Source organism: Bradyrhizobium sp. HKCCYLS20291 (assembly GCF_051167715.1).
In the GTDB taxonomy this organism is placed as follows: domain Bacteria; phylum Pseudomonadota; class Alphaproteobacteria; order Rhizobiales; family Xanthobacteraceae; genus Bradyrhizobium.
Window position 1 is genome coordinate 1 of sequence record NZ_JBNPTO010000015.1, and the last position, 17,113, is coordinate 17,113.

General features: G+C 65.6%; 18 protein-coding genes and 1 tRNA gene. 8 read left to right on the forward strand and 11 right to left on the reverse strand.

Going from position 1 to position 17,113, the window contains the following annotated elements; all coding sequences use genetic code 11:
- Nucleotides 1–270 precede the first annotated feature (270 nt).
- Nucleotides 271–345: transfer RNA gene (locus ACQR07_RS27135), tRNA-Glu, on the reverse strand.
- Between the two features lie 345 nt (nucleotides 346–690).
- On the reverse strand, nucleotides 691–1,029 hold the full coding sequence (locus tag ACQR07_RS27140) for a hypothetical protein (protein WP_434905179.1): 339 nt from the start codon (nucleotides 1,027–1,029) through the stop codon (nucleotides 691–693).
- Between the two features lie 31 nt (nucleotides 1,030–1,060).
- On the opposite strand from ACQR07_RS27140, the gene ACQR07_RS27145 reads away from it, so the two are divergent.
- Together ACQR07_RS27145 and rpoH are read left to right on the forward strand one after the other, a co-directional pair.
- Entirely contained in the window at nucleotides 1,061–2,041 is a 981-nt protein-coding gene (locus tag ACQR07_RS27145) for an RluA family pseudouridine synthase (RefSeq protein WP_434905180.1), read from the forward strand.
- Between the two features lie 219 nt (nucleotides 2,042–2,260).
- Nucleotides 2,261–3,160, forward strand: a complete 900-nt coding sequence (gene rpoH, locus ACQR07_RS27150; protein WP_434905331.1) for an RNA polymerase sigma factor RpoH — start codon at nucleotides 2,261–2,263, stop codon at nucleotides 3,158–3,160.
- Between the two features lie 71 nt (nucleotides 3,161–3,231).
- Here rpoH and ACQR07_RS27155 read toward each other — a convergent pair whose 3' ends face one another.
- Nucleotides 3,232–3,855, reverse strand: coding sequence for a peptidoglycan recognition protein family protein (locus ACQR07_RS27155; protein WP_434905181.1), 624 nt, complete (start codon nucleotides 3,853–3,855; stop codon nucleotides 3,232–3,234).
- 19 nt (nucleotides 3,856–3,874) lie between these two features.
- Nucleotides 3,875–5,104, reverse strand: a complete 1,230-nt coding sequence (locus ACQR07_RS27160) for a GGDEF domain-containing protein (protein ID WP_434905182.1) — start codon at nucleotides 5,102–5,104, stop codon at nucleotides 3,875–3,877.
- A gap of 227 nt (nucleotides 5,105–5,331) precedes the next feature.
- Here ACQR07_RS27160 and ACQR07_RS27165 point away from each other — a divergent pair, with 227 nt between their 5' ends.
- Nucleotides 5,332–5,559, forward strand: a complete 228-nt coding sequence (locus tag ACQR07_RS27165; RefSeq protein WP_434905183.1) for a hypothetical protein — start codon at nucleotides 5,332–5,334, stop codon at nucleotides 5,557–5,559.
- Between the two features lie 130 nt (nucleotides 5,560–5,689).
- On the opposite strand, the gene ACQR07_RS27170 is transcribed toward ACQR07_RS27165, so the two are convergent.
- On the reverse strand, nucleotides 5,690–6,094 hold the full coding sequence (locus ACQR07_RS27170) for a response regulator (protein ID WP_434905184.1): 405 nt from the start codon (nucleotides 6,092–6,094) through the stop codon (nucleotides 5,690–5,692).
- 146 nt (nucleotides 6,095–6,240) lie between these two features.
- On the opposite strand from ACQR07_RS27170, the gene ACQR07_RS27175 reads away from it, so the two are divergent.
- Complete coding sequence (locus ACQR07_RS27175) at nucleotides 6,241–7,080, forward strand: SDR family NAD(P)-dependent oxidoreductase (RefSeq protein WP_434905185.1); 840 nt, start codon at nucleotides 6,241–6,243, stop codon at nucleotides 7,078–7,080.
- A 769-nt stretch (nucleotides 7,081–7,849) separates the two neighbouring features.
- Here ACQR07_RS27175 and ACQR07_RS27180 read toward each other — a convergent pair.
- Nucleotides 7,850–8,656 carry a lytic murein transglycosylase gene (locus ACQR07_RS27180; protein WP_434905186.1) on the reverse strand — a complete coding sequence of 269 codons (807 nt, stop codon included), beginning with the start codon at nucleotides 8,654–8,656 and terminating at the stop codon, nucleotides 7,850–7,852.
- A gap of 277 nt (nucleotides 8,657–8,933) precedes the next feature.
- On the opposite strand from ACQR07_RS27180, the gene ACQR07_RS27185 reads away from it, so the two are divergent.
- The 3 genes from ACQR07_RS27185 (at nucleotide 8,934) to ACQR07_RS27195 (ending at nucleotide 10,944) form a co-directional block, all read left to right on the forward strand.
- Nucleotides 8,934–9,878: an OmpA family protein gene (locus ACQR07_RS27185; protein WP_434905332.1), complete on the forward strand. Its 945-nt coding sequence runs from the start codon at nucleotides 8,934–8,936 to the stop codon at nucleotides 9,876–9,878.
- 78 nt (nucleotides 9,879–9,956) lie between these two features.
- Nucleotides 9,957–10,475, forward strand: coding sequence for a hypothetical protein (locus ACQR07_RS27190; RefSeq protein ID WP_434905187.1), 519 nt, complete (start codon nucleotides 9,957–9,959; stop codon nucleotides 10,473–10,475).
- 151 nt (nucleotides 10,476–10,626) lie between these two features.
- On the forward strand, nucleotides 10,627–10,944 hold the full coding sequence (locus tag ACQR07_RS27195; protein WP_434905188.1) for a hypothetical protein: 318 nt from the start codon (nucleotides 10,627–10,629) through the stop codon (nucleotides 10,942–10,944).
- A gap of 280 nt (nucleotides 10,945–11,224) precedes the next feature.
- On the opposite strand, the gene ACQR07_RS27200 is transcribed toward ACQR07_RS27195, so the two are convergent.
- On the reverse strand, nucleotides 11,225–11,599 hold the full coding sequence (locus ACQR07_RS27200; protein ID WP_434905333.1) for a thiol-disulfide oxidoreductase DCC family protein: 375 nt from the start codon (nucleotides 11,597–11,599) through the stop codon (nucleotides 11,225–11,227).
- 217 nt (nucleotides 11,600–11,816) lie between these two features.
- Here ACQR07_RS27200 and ACQR07_RS27205 point away from each other — a divergent pair, with 217 nt between their 5' ends.
- A complete protein-coding gene (locus tag ACQR07_RS27205) occupies nucleotides 11,817–12,053 on the forward strand; it encodes a hypothetical protein (RefSeq protein WP_008963614.1) in 237 nt (78 codons plus the stop codon).
- 96 nt (nucleotides 12,054–12,149) lie between these two features.
- Here the strand turns inward: ACQR07_RS27205 and ACQR07_RS27210 are convergent, their stop codons facing one another.
- The 4 genes from ACQR07_RS27210 to rpoD all read right to left on the reverse strand — a co-directional run bounded on the left by ACQR07_RS27210 (nucleotide 12,150) and on the right by rpoD (nucleotide 16,770).
- On the reverse strand, nucleotides 12,150–12,608 hold the full coding sequence (locus tag ACQR07_RS27210) for a hypothetical protein (protein WP_434905189.1): 459 nt from the start codon (nucleotides 12,606–12,608) through the stop codon (nucleotides 12,150–12,152).
- 155 nt (nucleotides 12,609–12,763) lie between these two features.
- On the reverse strand, nucleotides 12,764–13,708 hold the full coding sequence (locus ACQR07_RS27215) for a DUF817 domain-containing protein (RefSeq protein ID WP_434905190.1): 945 nt from the start codon (nucleotides 13,706–13,708) through the stop codon (nucleotides 12,764–12,766).
- A gap of 593 nt (nucleotides 13,709–14,301) precedes the next feature.
- Nucleotides 14,302–14,514 (reverse strand): hypothetical protein, encoded by a 213-nt coding sequence (locus tag ACQR07_RS27220; protein WP_434905191.1) that lies wholly within the window; start codon nucleotides 14,512–14,514, stop codon nucleotides 14,302–14,304.
- A gap of 147 nt (nucleotides 14,515–14,661) precedes the next feature.
- Nucleotides 14,662–16,770 (reverse strand): RNA polymerase sigma factor RpoD, encoded by a 2,109-nt coding sequence (gene rpoD, locus ACQR07_RS27225; protein WP_434905192.1) that lies wholly within the window; start codon nucleotides 16,768–16,770, stop codon nucleotides 14,662–14,664.
- Nucleotides 16,771–17,113 lie beyond the last annotated feature (343 nt).

The following is a 17,113-nucleotide window of genomic DNA, read 5'->3' on the forward strand; positions in this document are numbered from 1 at the left end:
ATGACGGGGGCAAGCAAGCCCGGTCCCCTGGGAGAGCACGGAGCAGCCGTTAAGCCCATCGCGCAGGGAAGGCCGGTTGTCCGGCCAATCCTGTGGTGACGCCGCCTGCTTTTTTTCTGCAGGCGGGCCATGGGTGCGGCCTGCACCCGGCCTTCCCTGCGCCCTTCTCTTGAAAAGGGCGTCGAAGGAGCAAAGCTCGGACGCGACAGCGCGCCGCGAGGCTGAGAAGCTGCGCTTACAGGTCAGACATGAAGGGTTGAGCGCCGGAAATGGCGCTCCCTAGGGGAATCGAACCCCTGTTTCAGCCTTGAGAGGGCCGCGTCCTAACCGCTAGACGAAGGGAGCGTGAGGTGAACCGCATAGCCTCGAAATCGCCGCGCCGCAAGACGGGGGATGGGATTTTTGTGAGGGGGTGGGTTGGTGCCTCGAGGGTCTATCCCCGTGGGGACCCCACCCCCGACCCCTCCCCACTGCCGGCAATCGCTGCGCGATTGCGGCTGGGGGAGGGGAGCCGACTGCCCGGGTTGTCGAGGGGAGCGATCATCAATGGAACGGAATCAGCCGACGGCGACGGCGGTGGGCTCCCCTCCCCCGGCGACCATCGCGCAGCGATGGTTCGCTGCGGGGAGGGGTCGGGGGTGGGGGCCGCGAGTCCCGCTCGACGTGGAGAGCGGCCGCACCGCCCTGCCCTTACGGCTCGACGGCGAAGCGGAGGCGGCCGGTGGGTTTCAGGGTTTTGGCGTCGAAGGTGCGGATCTCGGTGGTGCCGCCGACGTCGAGGGTGACGGCCAGGCGGTCGCCGGCGGTGCCGGTCGCGACGATGCGGGCGCCCTTCGGGAGCATGGCGGTGAGGTCGGGGCCTGACGCGGTGCTTCCATCGCCGCGGAAAAGGCGATAGCCGATGGCGACCAGAAGCACTGCGATCGCGACCGAGGTGGTCACGCCCGCGATCATCATCATGCGCCGCAGCCGCGCCATCAGCTGGGCCTGCTCGGGCGAGGACGGCTCGGGCGCAACGGTAGAGTTCATGGACATCTCGACTTCACAATCCCACGGTCTGATGACGGTCATTGTCGCCGGCGACGAAGGCTCGCCGCGGCTCGATCGCGTGCTCGCAAGCAAGCTGCCGGAGCTGTCGCGGTCCCGGCTGAAGGCGCTGATCCTGGCCGGACAGGTGAGCCTCGGATCGGGCGCGGTGCGGGACCCCGCTTATCACGTCACGGCCGGCGACACGATCACAATCGACGTCCCGGAGGCCGTCGCCGCCGAGCCCGCGGCCGAGGCGATCCCACTTCAGATCGTCTACGAGGACGACGATATCGTCGTCATCGACAAGCCCGCCGGCCTCGTAGTGCATCCCGCCGCCGGGCACGAGACGGGCACCCTGGTGAACGCGCTGATCGCGCATTGCGGCGCCAGTCTTTCCGGGATCGGCGGGGTCAAGCGGCCGGGCATCGTGCACCGGCTGGACAAGGACACGACAGGGCTGATGGTGGTCGCCAAGAACGATATGGCGCACGCCTCCTTGAGCGCGCAGTTCGCCGATCACGGCCGCACTGGCGCGATGGAGCGCGGCTACCTGGCGTTCGCCTGGGGGCTGCCGCACCGGCCGCATGGCACCATCAACGCGCCGATCGACCGCCATCCGCATGCGCGCGACAAGATGGCGGTGCGGCCGAGGGGGCGCGAGGCCATCACCCATTACGAGGTGCAGGAGAGTTTTGCCGGCCGCGACGGCAAGCCGGTGGCGGCGCTGATCGCCTGCCATCTCGAAACCGGACGCACCCACCAGATCCGGGTGCATCTCGCCCATCTCGGCCATCCGCTGATGGGCGATTCAGTCTATGGCCCGCATTTCAAGACCAAGGCGAACCAGCTCGGGCCGCAGGCGCGGGCGGCGCTCGAATCGCTCGGGCGGCAGGCGCTGCATGCCTACCTCTTGGTAATCGAACACCCCCGGACCGGAGAAATTCTGCGCTGGGAATCCGGGCTGCCGGAGGATCTTCGTCTTTTGGGCGGCGCAATGCGAGCGGCGCTATGACGCAGGCCGTTCAGAAAAGTGCAAGCATGTCAAAATGTTAATGCAGCCACACGGGGTCGTGACCCCCGGAATCCTTCCACGGAGGACGATTTTTGGTGTATGTTGCGCCTGCGTCGAATGGTCGACGCATGGAACGTCGCAAACCGGCCGGCTTTAACAAAGCGACCGATTTGCCTGGCCCGCCGCTATCGGGGGCCTGAACCAACTGGAGGGCGCTCGATGGCCCGGACAGCCACTTTGCCGGTTCTCAACGGAGAATCCGGACTTGCTCGCTACCTCTCCGAGATCCGCAAGTTCCCGATGCTGGAGCCGCAGGAGGAGTACATGCTCGCCAAGCGTTGGCGCGAGCATGACGACAGCGACGCAGCACATAAACTCGTGACCAGCCACCTCCGGCTCGTGGCCAAGATCGCCATGGGCTACCGCGGCTACGGCTTGCCGATATCCGAAGTCGTTTCGGAAGGCAATGTCGGCCTGATGCAGGCTGTGAAGAGGTTCGAGCCCGAGAAGGGTTTCCGCCTCGCCACATACGCCATGTGGTGGATCAAGGCGTCGATACAAGAGTACATCCTGCGTTCGTGGTCGCTCGTGAAGATGGGCACCACCGCGAACCAGAAGAAGCTGTTCTTCAACCTGCGCAAGGCCAAGAGCAAGATCTCGGCGCTGGATGAGGGCGATCTGCATCCGGATCAGGTCAAGCTGATCGCGAAGCGCCTCGGCGTGACCGATCAGGACGTGGTCGACATGAACCGCCGCCTCGGCGGCGACGCCTCGCTGAACGCGCCGATCCGCGACGACGGCGAAGCGGGCGAATGGCAGGACTGGCTGGTCGATAACTCACCCAACCAGGAAGCCATCATGGCCGAGCACGAGGAGTACGACCACCGCAGGCAGGCGCTGAACGGCGCGATCGGCGTGCTGAATGCGCGCGAGCGCCGCATCTTCGAGGCGCGGCGCCTGGCCGACGAGCCGATGACGCTCGAGGACCTCGCGGCCGAGTTCGGCGTGTCGCGCGAGCGCGTCCGCCAGATCGAGGTGCGCGCGTTCGAGAAGGTGCAGTCCGCCGTGAAGGGCACCATCGCCCGGCAGGAGGCGGCAGCGCTGGAGGCCGCGCACTAGAGGCGCGCGGCTTAAGGTGGTTTTGATGCGATCGGAGCCGGCGGAGACGCCGGCTTCTTTGTTGAGAGGAGCTAGTCGGGCGCGGCGCGGGCGAGCTCGGCCAGCGCACAGCCCTCGCAATAGCGGGCGTCCTTGTAGTCGATCCAGTTGTGCGCATAGATCCGCTCCCGCGGAATCCCGTAGCGCAGCCGGAGCAGCTTCGAGAGGATCCGCCACGCGGCGATCTGGGCTTCGGTGGCGGGCGTGGTGACGTCGGGATAGTTGCCGGCGAACTCCACGCCGATGGAATTGTCGCGCACGACCTTGCGATAGGTCGGGGCGTTATCGATATAGCGGTTGTCGTTGCGGTTGGCGCCGTCGCCATGCAGCGTCACCAGGGTTTCCGGCACCGCCCAATACACCGTGCCGTCGGGTTCCACCCACAAGGTGACGCCGCGCCGTTTCGGGTTTTTGGCCTGCGCCATCGCCCCCGCCTTCGCCGACCCCGCCGGGCCCTCGGTCTGGTGGACGATGATGTTGGTCCAGGGATGCGCTGTTTCCGGCGCGCCCCACGGCGCCAGCCAGACGATCCTGAGGCCGGGAATGTCGGGCGTGCCGGAGGCGCGGGCGAGCGCGGCGAGATCCTCGGCCGCCGCTGGTCGAGGGAGAAGAAGCAGCGCAAGCGCTGCGTGAAGAGAGTACAGGAGCGGCCTCATGGCCGAACGATAGCATGGCCTACTCGGCCGCGGCATCCTGCCGGGGCTCCGAGGTGACGATGGCCTCGATCTGATCCGGCGCCAGTGCCGGCGTGTCGTGCTGATAGACGGCAAAACCGTTCTTGCCGTCTTTCTTGGCGGCATACAGCGCCTGGTCCGCCCGCGCCATCACCCGGTCCGGGAACGCGCCGACGTCGGGGGTCCACTCGGCCACGCCGATCGAGACCTCGATCGGCACATCCACCCCGGCGCAGGCCTCCGCATCGTCGCGGCAGACCTGCAGAATGCGCCGCGCGATCATCGTGCCCTCGCGTAACGCCGACGCCGGCAGCACGATGCAGAACTCGTCGCCGCCGGTGCGCGCCAGCAGGTCGCCCGGCCTGAGCCTGGTCTGCGCCATCAGCGTGAAGTGCTGCAGGCAAGCATCGCCGGCCGCATGGCCATGATTGTCGTTGATCAGCTTGAAGCCGTCGAGGTCGATCACCAGCAGCGCAAACGGCCGCCCCGACCGCTCGGCCCGCGCGCATTCCTCGGTCAACCGCTGCATCAGATGGCGCCGGTTGGCGACGCCGGTGAGATCATCCAGCAGCGCAAGATCCGCGACCTCGTTGCGCAGGCGCTCGACGGCCATCAGCAGGAAGCCGAAATTGAGCGACATCGACAAGAAGATCAGCAGCAGCACCGCGGCCGCGTGGCCGCTGGTCGAGTGGCTGAAGTTGATGTCGGCGCCGATGAAAGCGCCAATGCTACGCGCGGCAAACACCGCGATGATCACGACCGAGAGCAGCCCGGCCAGCCTCGCGCCCGGATTGATGGGGCCGCGCGTCGAATCCAGCACCAGCCGCGCGACCATTGCCATCGGGATCGACTGTCCGAGCGAGTAGCACAGGATCCGCAGGGGGGCGCTGTCGTAGACATGCAGAAAGAACGCGATCGAGGCGCCGCTCACGGCGATGATCGCAAAGCTCAGGCGCCACGATGCGCGCCGTCCGTAGAACCGCTCGACGCCCATGGCGGCGAGGCAGATGGCCATCGTCGTCAGGGAGCTCGCGACGAGCAGCGGCAGAGAAGAGCCGACATAGAACCCGCCCAGCGCGAACACCGCCGCCGGTGCGCAGATCAGCGCCGAGGCCGTCCAGTAGCGCGCCGATGGCAGATTGGGATAGCTGCGCATCACGTAGGCCCAGATCAGGCCCAGCGCGAGAAAGTTGACCACGAACGCAGTCCACAGCGTCGGAACGTTCAGCATCCCGACCACAGGACACAACCGATCCTGTCCTCACTGCCGCTCAACACCGCACTCATGACCATCCCTGCATGTGGCGGCACCATGAGCGGGGCGCCCTTAATGTTTTCTCAAACGCTCCTGCAAGATTGCGCCTTGGTTTTGAAACAATGAAGACACCATTTGCCTGCCGTTAACCCTGCCCCCATCGCATATGCGCTTGCTGCACGGCGCGGCCGACGAAGCGAGCTGTGGATAAGCGCAAGCGCCGTGGTGACAGCGTGAGGCAGAGCTCCGCGAATCTGTTGGGATCATCCCCCGAGGCCGGTGCATGGCTGAAATGCGCCAGCAAGGTCTCGAAGTCGCGTTTGCAATCCATCAACTCTGACGAGGATTCCATGGCGAAGAAGGCGAAGAAGGCCGCCAAGGCCACCAAGAAAGCGGCGAAGAAGACCAAGAAGGCCGCCAAGAAGAAGTAGTTGCGTTCTCCGGGTGGGAGCGCTGCTTCCACCCGGCCTCTCCGCCGGCCCGTCCTTACCCCGCGCCCTTCGATTTTTGCGAAATGGGGACGCCGCCCGGATCCGTCAAGTCATCAGGCAGCCGCGGCCCTCATTCCCCGAACGACCTCCCGGCCTCCGGCGCGCGCTCCAGCGTCACCTCGGCCTCGCGCAGCACGTCCATCGGCGCCCATGGCTTGCTCCAGAACTTGGTGCCGCCCGGCAGCGGCTGCGACAGCGGCCGGCCCGACGTCACGACGACGTTGATATGCGGATGGCGCGCCCTGGCGATGTGCGCCAGCTCGACGCCGCTCATGCGTCCCGCCAGATTGACGTCGGTCATCAGCAGCCTGATGCGATGGCCGGGCTTGTTGAGCACGAGCTCCGCCGCCTCCGCGCTCTCGCACGCGATAACGTCGTACTCGCTCTCCTCCAGCAGCAGCGCGATCATCTCCCGCTGAGTGGGATCGTCCTCCACGATCAGCGCGGTGGCGCGAAACGGCTGCGACTGTCCCATGCATCGACCTCCATGAATTGTGCCAGTGCTGACGCAATGTGAGTTAAAAGCGGAACCGCGGGATGGTTCGGTTCCGATGTAAAAAACTGGCGGATATTCCGGCTCTGGGAACGGGCGGCGGAATCGGGCGAGCAAGGGGAGGAACGATGACGGCAATCCAAGGAGCAGCCGCGGCGGTGACCGGCGCGGCCGGCGGGATCGGGCGCGCGCTGGCGCAGGAACTGGCGGCGCGAGGCTGCGATCTCGCACTGGCCGATCGCGACGAGGCTGGCCTCTCAAGCCTCGCGGCCGAACTGGCGCAGCGCGGCCGCAAGGTCACCACGCACCGGCTCGACGTCAGCGACGCCGCCGCGATCGCGCAATTCGCCACTGATGCGACCAGCGCTCATCCCGGCCTCAACATCGTCGTGAACAATGCCGGCGTGGCGCTGTTCGGCAGCTTCAACGAGATCGACCAGGCCGAGATCGAGTGGCTGTTCAACATCAATTTCTGGGGTGTCGTGCACGGCACCCGCGCCTTCCTGCCGCATTTGTCGCGACAGCGCGAGGCGCATGTCGTCAACCTGTCCTCGATCTTCGGCATCATCGCCCCGCCCGGCCAGTCGGCCTATGCCGCGGCCAAGTTCGCGGTGCGCGGATTTTCCGAGAGCCTGCGTCATGAGCTGGCGATGGCCAACAGCCCGGTCAAACTGTCGGTCGTGCATCCCGGCGGCGTCGCGACCGCGATCGCGCGCAACGCCCGCGCCGGGCGTGGCATGACCGACAATGCCCGCCGCGTGCAGTCGATCGAGCGCTTCGAGCGGCTCGCCAAGACCAGCCCGCGCGACGCGGCGCTGCGCATCATCCAGGGCATCGAGCGCAACGAGCCGCGCATCCTGATCGGTGGTGATGCCCGCTTCATGGATCTGCTGCAGCGGTTCATGCCCGCGACCTACTGGAAGGTGATGGCGAAGCGGCTGGAGAAGGCGGCCGCGCAGGACAAGTGAGGCGATCACCACGGCCGAAATCGCTCTCGCGGCGCTGATGCGTCCGAGTGTTGCTGATGTCCCGCCCTCTTCGAGATGGAGGGCGCAGGGAGAGCCAGGCCTCGGCTGAGGCCTGCGGCCCGCGTGCGAAAGAAAATGCACGCGGCGGTTACCACAGGTTCAGCCGGACAGACCCGGCCCTCCCTGCGCAACGGTTTGACGCCTTATACGTGGTCTTCCTGGTGCGCCGGGCTTGTTGGCCACCATCCTCCCGCGAAGCTGAGCTTCGTCGTGAGTTGATACCAGCGTCGGGGTATCGGAACGCCACGATTTCGGCGTGCGCATCGCTCCGTTCGTCGGCGCGGACAAAGCCACGCTGCGGAGCTCTACGCCCGTCGCATCCCAAGCCCGCGCCTCGTGACGATCGCGAAACGCCCCTCCGGCGGGCCAGGACGAGCGGAAATGTGCGCCTGATTTGCCCGACGAGACAAGGCCGGAGTTGCCCGACGGAATGCGACAAACCAACACGACGGGCAGTTTGCGCATGGCGGGTATGTGCGCTTTCTCTGCGCAGTCATTCCGGGGCGAGCGCAGCGCGAGCCCGGAATCCATGCTCCCGGAAGGTCGTTTGGCAAGAGGTGTTGCTACACCCCAACCTGTCATCGCCCGCGCAGGCGGGCTATCCAGTAGCCACGGACAGTAGTTGTTGAATCGGGAGGGCACGGCGTACTGGATGCCCGCCTTCGCGGGCATGACAAGTGTGGGGATGTGAGAGCGCTGCCCCGCCGCCCTACCGACCCATCAGTTGATCGGCGTAGTAGCCGATGGTCTTGCGGTAGATCACCGCCCTGTTCCACTCGCGCATCGCGTCGAAGTTGGCTGATCCCTCGTCATAGGGCTGGCCCATCTTGAAGCCGTTGGTGTGCAGCAGGTTGGCGGTCGAGGCGAGCACGTCGGCGGTGGAGTGGCGCAGATCGACGCGGCCGTCGCCGTCGAAGTCGACGCCGTATTTGATGTAGGACGACGGCAGGAACTGGGTCTGGCCGATCTCGCCGGCGAAGGCGCCGACGAGATCGCGCAGAGTGAGATCGCCGCGCTGGACGATCTTCAGCGCCGCCAGCAGCTCGCCCTGGAACAGTTCGGTGCGGCGGCAATCATGCGCCAAGGTGGCGAGCGTGCGGATCACCGGCAGCTTGCCCATGTCGCCCTTGCCGAAATCGGTTTCCAGTCCCCAGATCGCGACCAGGATCTGCCGCGGCACGCCGTATTGCTGCTCGATCTTCGACAGCAGCGCCGCATGCCGCTGCAGCATAGCGCGGCCACCATTGATGCGGCCGGCGCCGACACGGGTCGAGACGTACTGCTCGAAACTCTTGTTGAAGGTGTAGCGCTGGCGACGGTCGAAGGCGAGCACGGCCGGATCGGCCGTCACGCCGGACAGCGACTGGCTGATCGTGCCGGCCGAGACACCGGCGCTCTGCGCTTCCGCGGAGATGCTCGCGATGAAGGTGTTGAAGTCGCCACCGCAGCGTGCGGCAAGAGCGGGTGACGCAAACGCGAGGCTGGCGGCAATGACGATCGAGCGGACAAGCAGCATGAGACGAGAGATCCCTGCGTGAGAGCATAAGACGGCGGGCCGGGGCCGAGGTGCCCCGACATTGCCTGATTTGGCGGTCTCAGGCCAGCCGGCGGGCGGGCGTTATCGCTCTCTGCCGTGCCGTCATCTTTTTTTGAACGGGCGGCGGCCTCGCCGCCACTTATACACGGCGTGCCTCGTCCGGCGTCGCGCGGCTTTTCGCGTACCCCGATCGCAGCAGGCCTGTGAAAACAATCAGCGTAGCTCCAGCCGAATTTTGCGAGAGGTCTCCATGACGATGACGTTCCGGCGCGGCGCCTTGGCGCAGCTCGCTCTGGCCGCGGCCCTGTTCTGCTCGACGCTGGCGCCTGCAGCGGCGCAGCCCGGCGATGTCGCCGGCGCCAAGGACTATCCCGGCATCGGCCGCTTCGCCGGCAGTGTGATCACCGGCTACGTCGCCAAGGATTTCGACGCGGTGCGGCTGCAGGCGGCACCGTTCAAGGACGGCAAGGCCAGCGACGAACGGCGCCTGGAGGGCCGCATCGTCAAGATCGCCTATCGCACCGCGCCCGGTCCCTCGATCCTCGAAGTCTCGCGCAACTTCGAAGGCCAGCTCGCCAAGGCCGGCTTCGAGCCGCTGATCGCCTGCGACACCGATGCCTGCGGCGGCATCCCCTTCACCGAGGCGATCGATGCGCTGCCGGTGCCGCAGATGTGGATCGACGGTTTCGACTACCGCTATGTCGCCGGCCGCAAGGCGGCTGATGACCGCGAGATCTATGCCAGCGTGGTGGTCAGCCAGAACAATCAGCAGATCTACGCCCAGCTCACCATCGCCGAGCTCGGCGCGATGCAGAACAAGATGGTCAGCGCCGCCGAGATGGCCAAGGGCCTCGGCGACAAGGGCCACATCGCGCTCTACGGCATCTATTTCGACACCGACAAGGCGACGCTGAAGCCGGAGAGCCGGCCGACGCTGGAGCAGATCGCGCAGTTGCTCGGCAGCCAGCCGCAGCTCAACGTCTTCATCGTCGGCCACACCGACAACCAGGGCAGCTACGACTACAATCTCGAACTGTCGCGGCGCCGCGCCGAGGCGGTCGCTGCGGAGCTTTCACGCAGCTACCGCATCGCCCCGGCGCGGCTGCGCACCGCGGGCGTCGGCCTGCTCGCTCCGGTCGGCAGCAATGCGACCGACGCGGGCCGCGCGCTCAATCGCCGCGTCGAGCTGGTGGCGCCCTGAGGCGCGGCCGGCTTGATCCTCGTCAAGACGGCGCCACCGCGTCTCCCTAGACTTCGCGGCCGAAATGGAGACGACGCCATGATCGGGATTACATTGTCGGCCGACCAGATCCGCTCGGCGCCACCGGACGTGCGGCGCTGGATCGAGCATCAGGTGCTGTCGGGGCTGGGCCTCGGCCCGGAGGAGGCATCACCGGCGCCGCCCGCGCTGCCGGTGCAGGGCGCGCATCTCGTCGCCTGCAGCACGGACGATGCCGCCAGGATCTTGGCGCAGATCCAGGGCGTGCTGCCGGCCGTCAACGTGTTCTTCGAGTTCGGCCGTCCGGGCGTCGCGCTGGGCCAGCCGCCGGTGATGCTCTTCCGCCTGATCGACATCCTGCATCACACTAGGCTGCAGAACGTCGGCCAGGTGATGGCCTCGCTCGATCTGATCAACAAGGCGCTGATCGAGACGAGGCACGATGTATCCGCGCGGTTCTGCGGCTTCGACAATGAAGGCCATTGCCTGATCGCCCCGGAAACCCAGCGCGCCATTGCCAGCGTCTGGCAGACGGTGATCGCCAAGCAGCACGGGGTGGCTGAGGGCGCGGCGGCGTGAGGTGGCGCGCAGCGCCTTACGCGCGCCTGTCCCAAAACGACGCGCCGTCACCGCGCTACAGCCATGTCCGCACCGGGCGGCTCCGGCCTTGAGCCGGGCATGATCGGTGCTACGATTCCGGCGTCGTTCACGATCCCCCGGGAGATCGCCGATGCAACCCAGACACCGACCGCTCCGCCTGCTCCAGGTTCCCCTGTTTCGCCTGCTCGCGATCAATCTCGCGCTCGGCCTCGGCATGGCCGTGGTGCTGGTCGGCGGCCTGCTGGTGCTCGATCCCTGGGGCCTGCGCCACCTGATCTTCGCCGACCATTCTCCCGGCGTCGCCATCGGCCTCCTGCTCGGCTCGTTCTTCGTCACCTTCGGCTCAACCGCCATGGGCACCGCTATCATGGCGCTCGGCGGCAGCGATGACGACGAGCCGCGCGGCGGCACGCGTGCGCCTGCGCGGGTGAAGGTGCGGAGGCGTTAGAGCGAAGTCTCGCCCCGACGGCAGTGGACTCCCCTCCCCCTTGCGGGGAGGGGTCGGGGGTGGGGGTCTCCGGGCGATGAACTGAGTGAGACGCGCCCTACTATGTCCGACGCGCGCAGATCAGTCTGAAGGCCCCCCGACGTGCTTGGACGGCCGAGCTGACATCAGTGCTCGTCAGCGAGAGCGGGACTCGTGGACCCCCACCCCCGACCCCTCCCCGCAAGGGGGAGGGGAGTTCACCGTCATCGCGGCGACGGTGAAGGCTCAATCGAGCACGCCCTCACCAATGCCCTTTCCATTTATTCCAAGCGAACAACCCGTCGGCGAACCGGTCATAGCCGAATCGCGTCAGCGGCCGCATGGCCCGGTTGCCGAACAGCGTGGCCAGCCAGCCCTCGCCCGGCGTCAGCTTCCACAGCAGCAGCGCAACGTCGGCGCCGGTGATCAGCTGTCCCTCCTCGTCGGTCGCGTGGAGGCGGCGGCGGACGGCGTCGACATCGGCGCCGAACGCGGCCAGCGCGTCGGGCTGCTCGTTGATGTCCTTGAACGCGACCCGCCCCGACTTCACCAGCGCCAGCAGCTTGTTGCGCTGCCAGTCGATGCCGGCATCGCAGACCGGGCAGCGGGTGTTGTACCAGATGGTGAGCTGGGGCATCGACATGAGACATTCGTCGCGATTGGAAGGCCTGGCCGATAACGCACCCCGATCCGGCAAAATCGAGGAGATGGCCACCAGTGCCCCGCCTCCCGCGCTGGCACCGGGCGGGCGGCCGATCCGGCGACAACCATATGACGAAAAAGTCAAATTCGGGCAGCGGATAAGCATTTTCCGGCATTGACCGGACCGGCCCGGCCGCCGTAAAGCGCCCTCCATGGCGAAAAAACCCGGCTCCAATCCCAAAGGCGAATTCGCCTTCTTCAACGTGACCTATGAGGACGGCTCGCAGCGCTCCAACCGCCGCGTCCCGGCCGAGCTGCTTGGCGGCCTCGACGGTGACGAACCCGCGCGCGGCTTCATCATGGAGCAGGACCGCGACATCGCCGAGAAATCCGGCCGCCCGCCGCTTCAGATCAAGTCGCTGGAGCGGGTCGGGGCGAAGAAGAAGTAGAGCCTCGCTGCCATAGACACGGCTGCCGCAGGGTGGGCAAAGCGCGCAGCGCGTGCCCACCATCCGCTGCCGGCTGACATCACGGCCGCGCGTGCCTCACGCCGGCACTGTCTGCCCTTGCGCCGCTGGCGCGGCTGCGGCCAGCTCCGGGTTCGGGCACAGGATCAGCACGCCGATATGCTCGACGCCGTCATGCATGAAATGCTTGATCTGGACGTCGTAGCTGGCGTCGACATTGCTGCCGATCTTGAAACGCACCGGGCGCGGATTCTCTGCGCGGTAGTTGGCAAAGGTCACGCTGGTCAGGCGTTCGCGCAGCTCCTTGGGGATCGCGCCGGCGTGTTTCTCCCAGCCGCCAAAGCCCCGGGTTGATCCATACTGATCCGCCCAGTCCGCCGGCCGCGGCATCAGCGCCTTGATGAACATGCCGAAGCTGTAGGCCGTACCGTGCTCCTTCTCGAACGCGACGAACTTCGCCGCGGTGGCCCGGATGTTCGCCGGGCCGGTCAGCACGTTCAGATTCCTTTCGAACTCATCGCCATAGATGCCGGACATCGTGGGTTCTCCCTTTGCCTCGTCGTCGAGCGTCGCTGCTCACGCGTCATTTGTTGGCCGGGCCCGGCTGTTCCGGAGACACCGGCGTGCCGAAGCTATCACTGCTCGTGGTCCGGCTCAAATGGCGCTCCGCGAGCTGCCGCCCTGCCATGCTGCTACGCAGCGTCCCGCTCCGGCTCGGCCCCGATCGCGATCAGCGCAGGCGCATCCAGTTTCCGCGGCCGGTTGATCAGGCTGACCAGCGTGTAGCTGATGATCAACAGCAGAAACCACGAGCCGAGCTTGGCAGGCGACACCATCGCCCAGCCATGCGCCTGCGCCGGGTAGATCCAGGTGCGCGACAGCGTGCCGATGTTCTCCGACAGCCAGATGAACAGCGACACCAGGATTAGTCCGAGCAGCAGCGGCATCGAGCGATGCACGCGCCAGACCTTGAAGTGGACGGTGGCGGGGGCGAACAGCAGCGCCGCCCAGCCAAACAGCACGAGCCGCAGATCGAGGCCGTAGTGATCGGTGAAGAAGTTGAGGTAGACCGCAGCACTCAGCCCGATCAGCCAGCGCCGCGACGGATGGCCGGTGAAGCGGAAATCGAACAGCCGCCAGACCCGGCAGAGATAGCTGCCGATGCAGGAATACATGAAGCCCGAGAACAGCGGCACGCCGCCGAGCCGGATCAGGCTCGGCTCCGGATAGATCCACGAGCCAGTTGCGGTCTTGAACAGCTCCATGGCCGTGCCGACGAGATGGTAGATCAGGATGACCTTGGCCTCCTCGACGGTCTCGAGTTTTGCAGCGAGCAGCGCAGCCTGCACGCCGAGCATGCAGAGGAAGAGGAAGTCGTAACGGGCCAGCGGAGCATCGGCCGGATAGAACCGCCACGTCGCCAGCATCAGCGCCACCGCGATGCCGCCGAACAAACAGGCGTAAGCCTGCTTCACGCCGAAGCGGAGAAATTCGTACAGGAAGGCGATCCAGGGCGTTTGAGCGGCGCGCGTGGCGAGCCGGGCTTCGGCCGCGATGAAGGGACGGAGCGGCGGCCAGTTCGCTGCGGCGCTGGGGCTGTCGTTCGATGAAGATGATGAAGCCGTGTCGTTCTGCATCGGAAGGCTTTCCCGCTGGAGCCCTCTTGCGTAGCAGCGCCATCTCACGCCATGTCAGCGGAAAGTTCAGCCTTCTCCCGGAGCGATGCGGACAAGCGCGGACATCGCGGCTGAGCCTCGGAAAGAGCCGCCCTGACCACGAGCTCAGTGCCCATGACTGTGCCCTCTCCCCTTGTGGGAGAGGGCATGTAGGACAGTGCCGCAAGCTCGGTTGGGTGAGGGGTATGCCTCCACGAATGTCGCTCGCGGAGAGAGACCCCTCACCCGAGCGCGTGCGTGGATGGGCCTGAGATGCCCTCTCCCACAAGGGGCGAGGGCGCTGCATCTAACAGTGTCAAGCGACTCGCTTAGTTCGTAGGGTGGGCAAAGCGACGAAGGCGGCGCGTGCCCACCATTGGCTTGGCGACGTGCGGCCGGTGGGCACGGCGCACGCAAGAACAGCGCAAGCCGGTCCACCGCACGACGCCTTTGCCCACCCTACTTATGACGCCGACTGTTGATAGATCCGAAGAACCATCCAGAACGTGTTGTCGATGATGATCACGGAATTGCTGCACAAGTATCGGATGGGCATGCGGCGCTGCGCGTCTTGATTACTCGTCCGTTTGAGACCGCAGAAGCCGCAGCAACTCCTCATAGCCACTTTCCACGCTCTCGTCGCCGCGGAAGCGGCTGAATTCGATGTGGTCATCCTCGAACACCTCGATTTCCAGTCGCTCGCCGACCAAGGTGACGGACAGCCGAATGGAATCCGGACGTGTTCGCTCGATGAAAAAATGGAGACGGAGTTCGTCGAGCAGCCGCATGACTGCGAAGAGATTTGACGACATGGGCGAACCTGATTTGCGGGCGGACGGCTTTCATTGGCCTCAAACAAAAACGGCGAACCTTTCGGTCCGCCGTCGTGGTCTGATGGATTGCCGGGTCAAGCCCGGCAATGACAGTTCATGCGACTAGTTGTCGAGGAACGACCGCAGCTTCCGCGACCGGCTCGGATGCTTCAACTTCCTTAGCGCCTTGGCTTCGATCTGACGAATACGCTCTCTGGTCACCGAGAACTGCTGGCCCACCTCTTCCAGCGTATGATCGGTGTTCATGCCGATGCCGAAGCGCATGCGCAGCACGCGCTCTTCGCGGGGAGTGAGCGAGGCGAGCACGCGGGTGGTGGTTTCACGCAGGTTCGACTGGATGGCGGCGTCGATCGGCAGGATGGCGTTCTTGTCCTCGATGAAGTCGCCGAGGTGTGAATCCTCCTCGTCGCCGACGGGGGTTTCGAGCGACAGCGGCTCCTTGGCGATCTTGAGGACCTTGCGCACCTTCTCCAGGGGCATGCCGAGCTTCTCGGCGAGCTCCTCAGGGGTCGGCTCGCGGCCGATCTCGTTCAGCATCTGGCGCGAGGTGCGGACGATCTTGTTGATCGTCTCGATCATGTGCACGGGGATGCGGATGGTGCGGGCCTGGTCGGCGATCGAGCGGGTGATCGCCTGCCGGATCCACCAGGTGGCGTAGGTCGAGAACTTGTAGCCGCGGCGGTACTCGAACTTGTCGACCGCCTTCATCAGGCCGATGTTGCCTTCCTGGATCAGGTCGAGGAACTGCAGGCCGCGGTTGGTGTACTTCTTGGCGATCGAGATCACGAGACGGAGGTTGGCTTCCACCATCTCCTTCTTGGCCTGACGGGCTTCGCGCTCGCCCTTCTGCACCGAGTGCACGATCTTGCGGAACTCGCCGATCTCGAGACCGGTGAGGGCTGCCATCGCCTGCACCTCCTGGCGCAGATCCTTGATGCGGTCCTTCTCGTAGTGGACGAAGTTCTTCCAACCCTTGGCGGAGAGCTTGGAGACGCGATTCAGCCAGCGCGGATCGAGCTCCGAGCCCTGGTAGTTGCGCAGGAAGTCCTCGCGCGCGACGCCGTGGGAGTCGGCAAGCCGCATCAGCCGGCTCTCGAACGAGACCAGCTTCTTGTTGATATCGTAGAGCTGCTCGACCAGCGAGTCGATACGGGCCTGGTTGAGGCGCAGCGACTTCACCTCGACGATGATCTCGTCCTTGAGCTTCTTGTACTTGCGCTCCTGCGAGGGCGACAGCGACTCGCTCTGCAACTGGTTGGCGATATCCTGCTCCTGCAGGCGGCGCAGCTTCTTGTACTCGGACGCGATCTTGTCGAAGGTCTCGACCACCTTCGGCTTGAGCTCGGCCTCGATGGCGGCGAGCGACATCTGGTTCTCGAACTCGTCGTCGTCCATGTCGGCTTCGGCCGCCGCCTCGCCGGGATCCTTCTCCTCGGCCGGCGCGCCGTTCGGCGCGGCACGGAACGGCGTCGGCTGCTGCGGCGCTGCCGGCGGCGCGACCGCCGCCTGGATCTCGCCGCCCTCGGCCGGAGCGCCCTCGCCGTTCACCGGCCCCGCGATCTGCGGGTTCATGCCGCCCTTCGCTTCCGGGCCGGCATAGGTGGCTTCGAGATCGATGATGTCGCGAAGGAAGATCTTGCCTTCGTTGAGCTCGTCGCGCCAGATGATGATGGCCTGGAAGGTCAGCGGGCTCTCGCAGAGGCCTGCGATCATCGCCTCGCGGCCAGCCTCGATGCGCTTGGCGATGGCGATTTCGCCCTCGCGCGACAGCAGCTCGACGGTGCCCATCTCGCGCAGATACATGCGCACGGGATCGTCGGTGCGCTCGCCGGGCTCCGACTTCTTGACCTCGGTGACGGCCTTCTGCGTGATCTCGACGAGCTCGTTGTCGGTCTCGTCCTCGCCGTCGTCCTTCTCCTCGGAGTCGTCGGCCTCCTCGGCCTCGGTCACGTTGATGCCCATGTCTGATAGCATCGACATGATGTCTTCGATCTGTTCCGGCGAGGTGGTGTCGGAAGGCAGCACTTCGTTGAGCTGATCAAAGGTCACGAAGCCGCGCTTCTTGGCCTGCTTGATCATCTTCTTGACGGCGGCGTCCGACAGGTCGAGCAACGGCGAAGGCGCGTCGGCGGCGTCCTTTTCGGGAGCGTCGGCCGCCTTGTCGTCCTTTTCCTTGTCCTTCACCTGCAGCGTCTTTGCCTTCGTGGCCATTCATTGCTCCCGAAACGCGCCCGCTTCGCCTGTGGCATGATAGCCCTTGGCATCGCGGCGCCCGCCTGCTCTACTCAAACTGTTCTCGACGCGGAAAGGGCGGCGCACATTTAACGTCGCCACCCCATGAAGTCTGTCGCTGGTGTCGTCCCGTTTTGGACCGGCGCGCGTTTCTTGCAAAAGCGATACCGGTTTTGCAATCGAATCCGGCGCCTGAAAACCGGCGTGGTGTCCGACAGCGAAACCAACCCATCTGCTGCAGAAAATGCCCCGGACCTCTTAAACTTCGATTAACCCTGTTTTTGCAGCCAAACCATGGATTTGGCGAGTCTTTTCGCGTGGA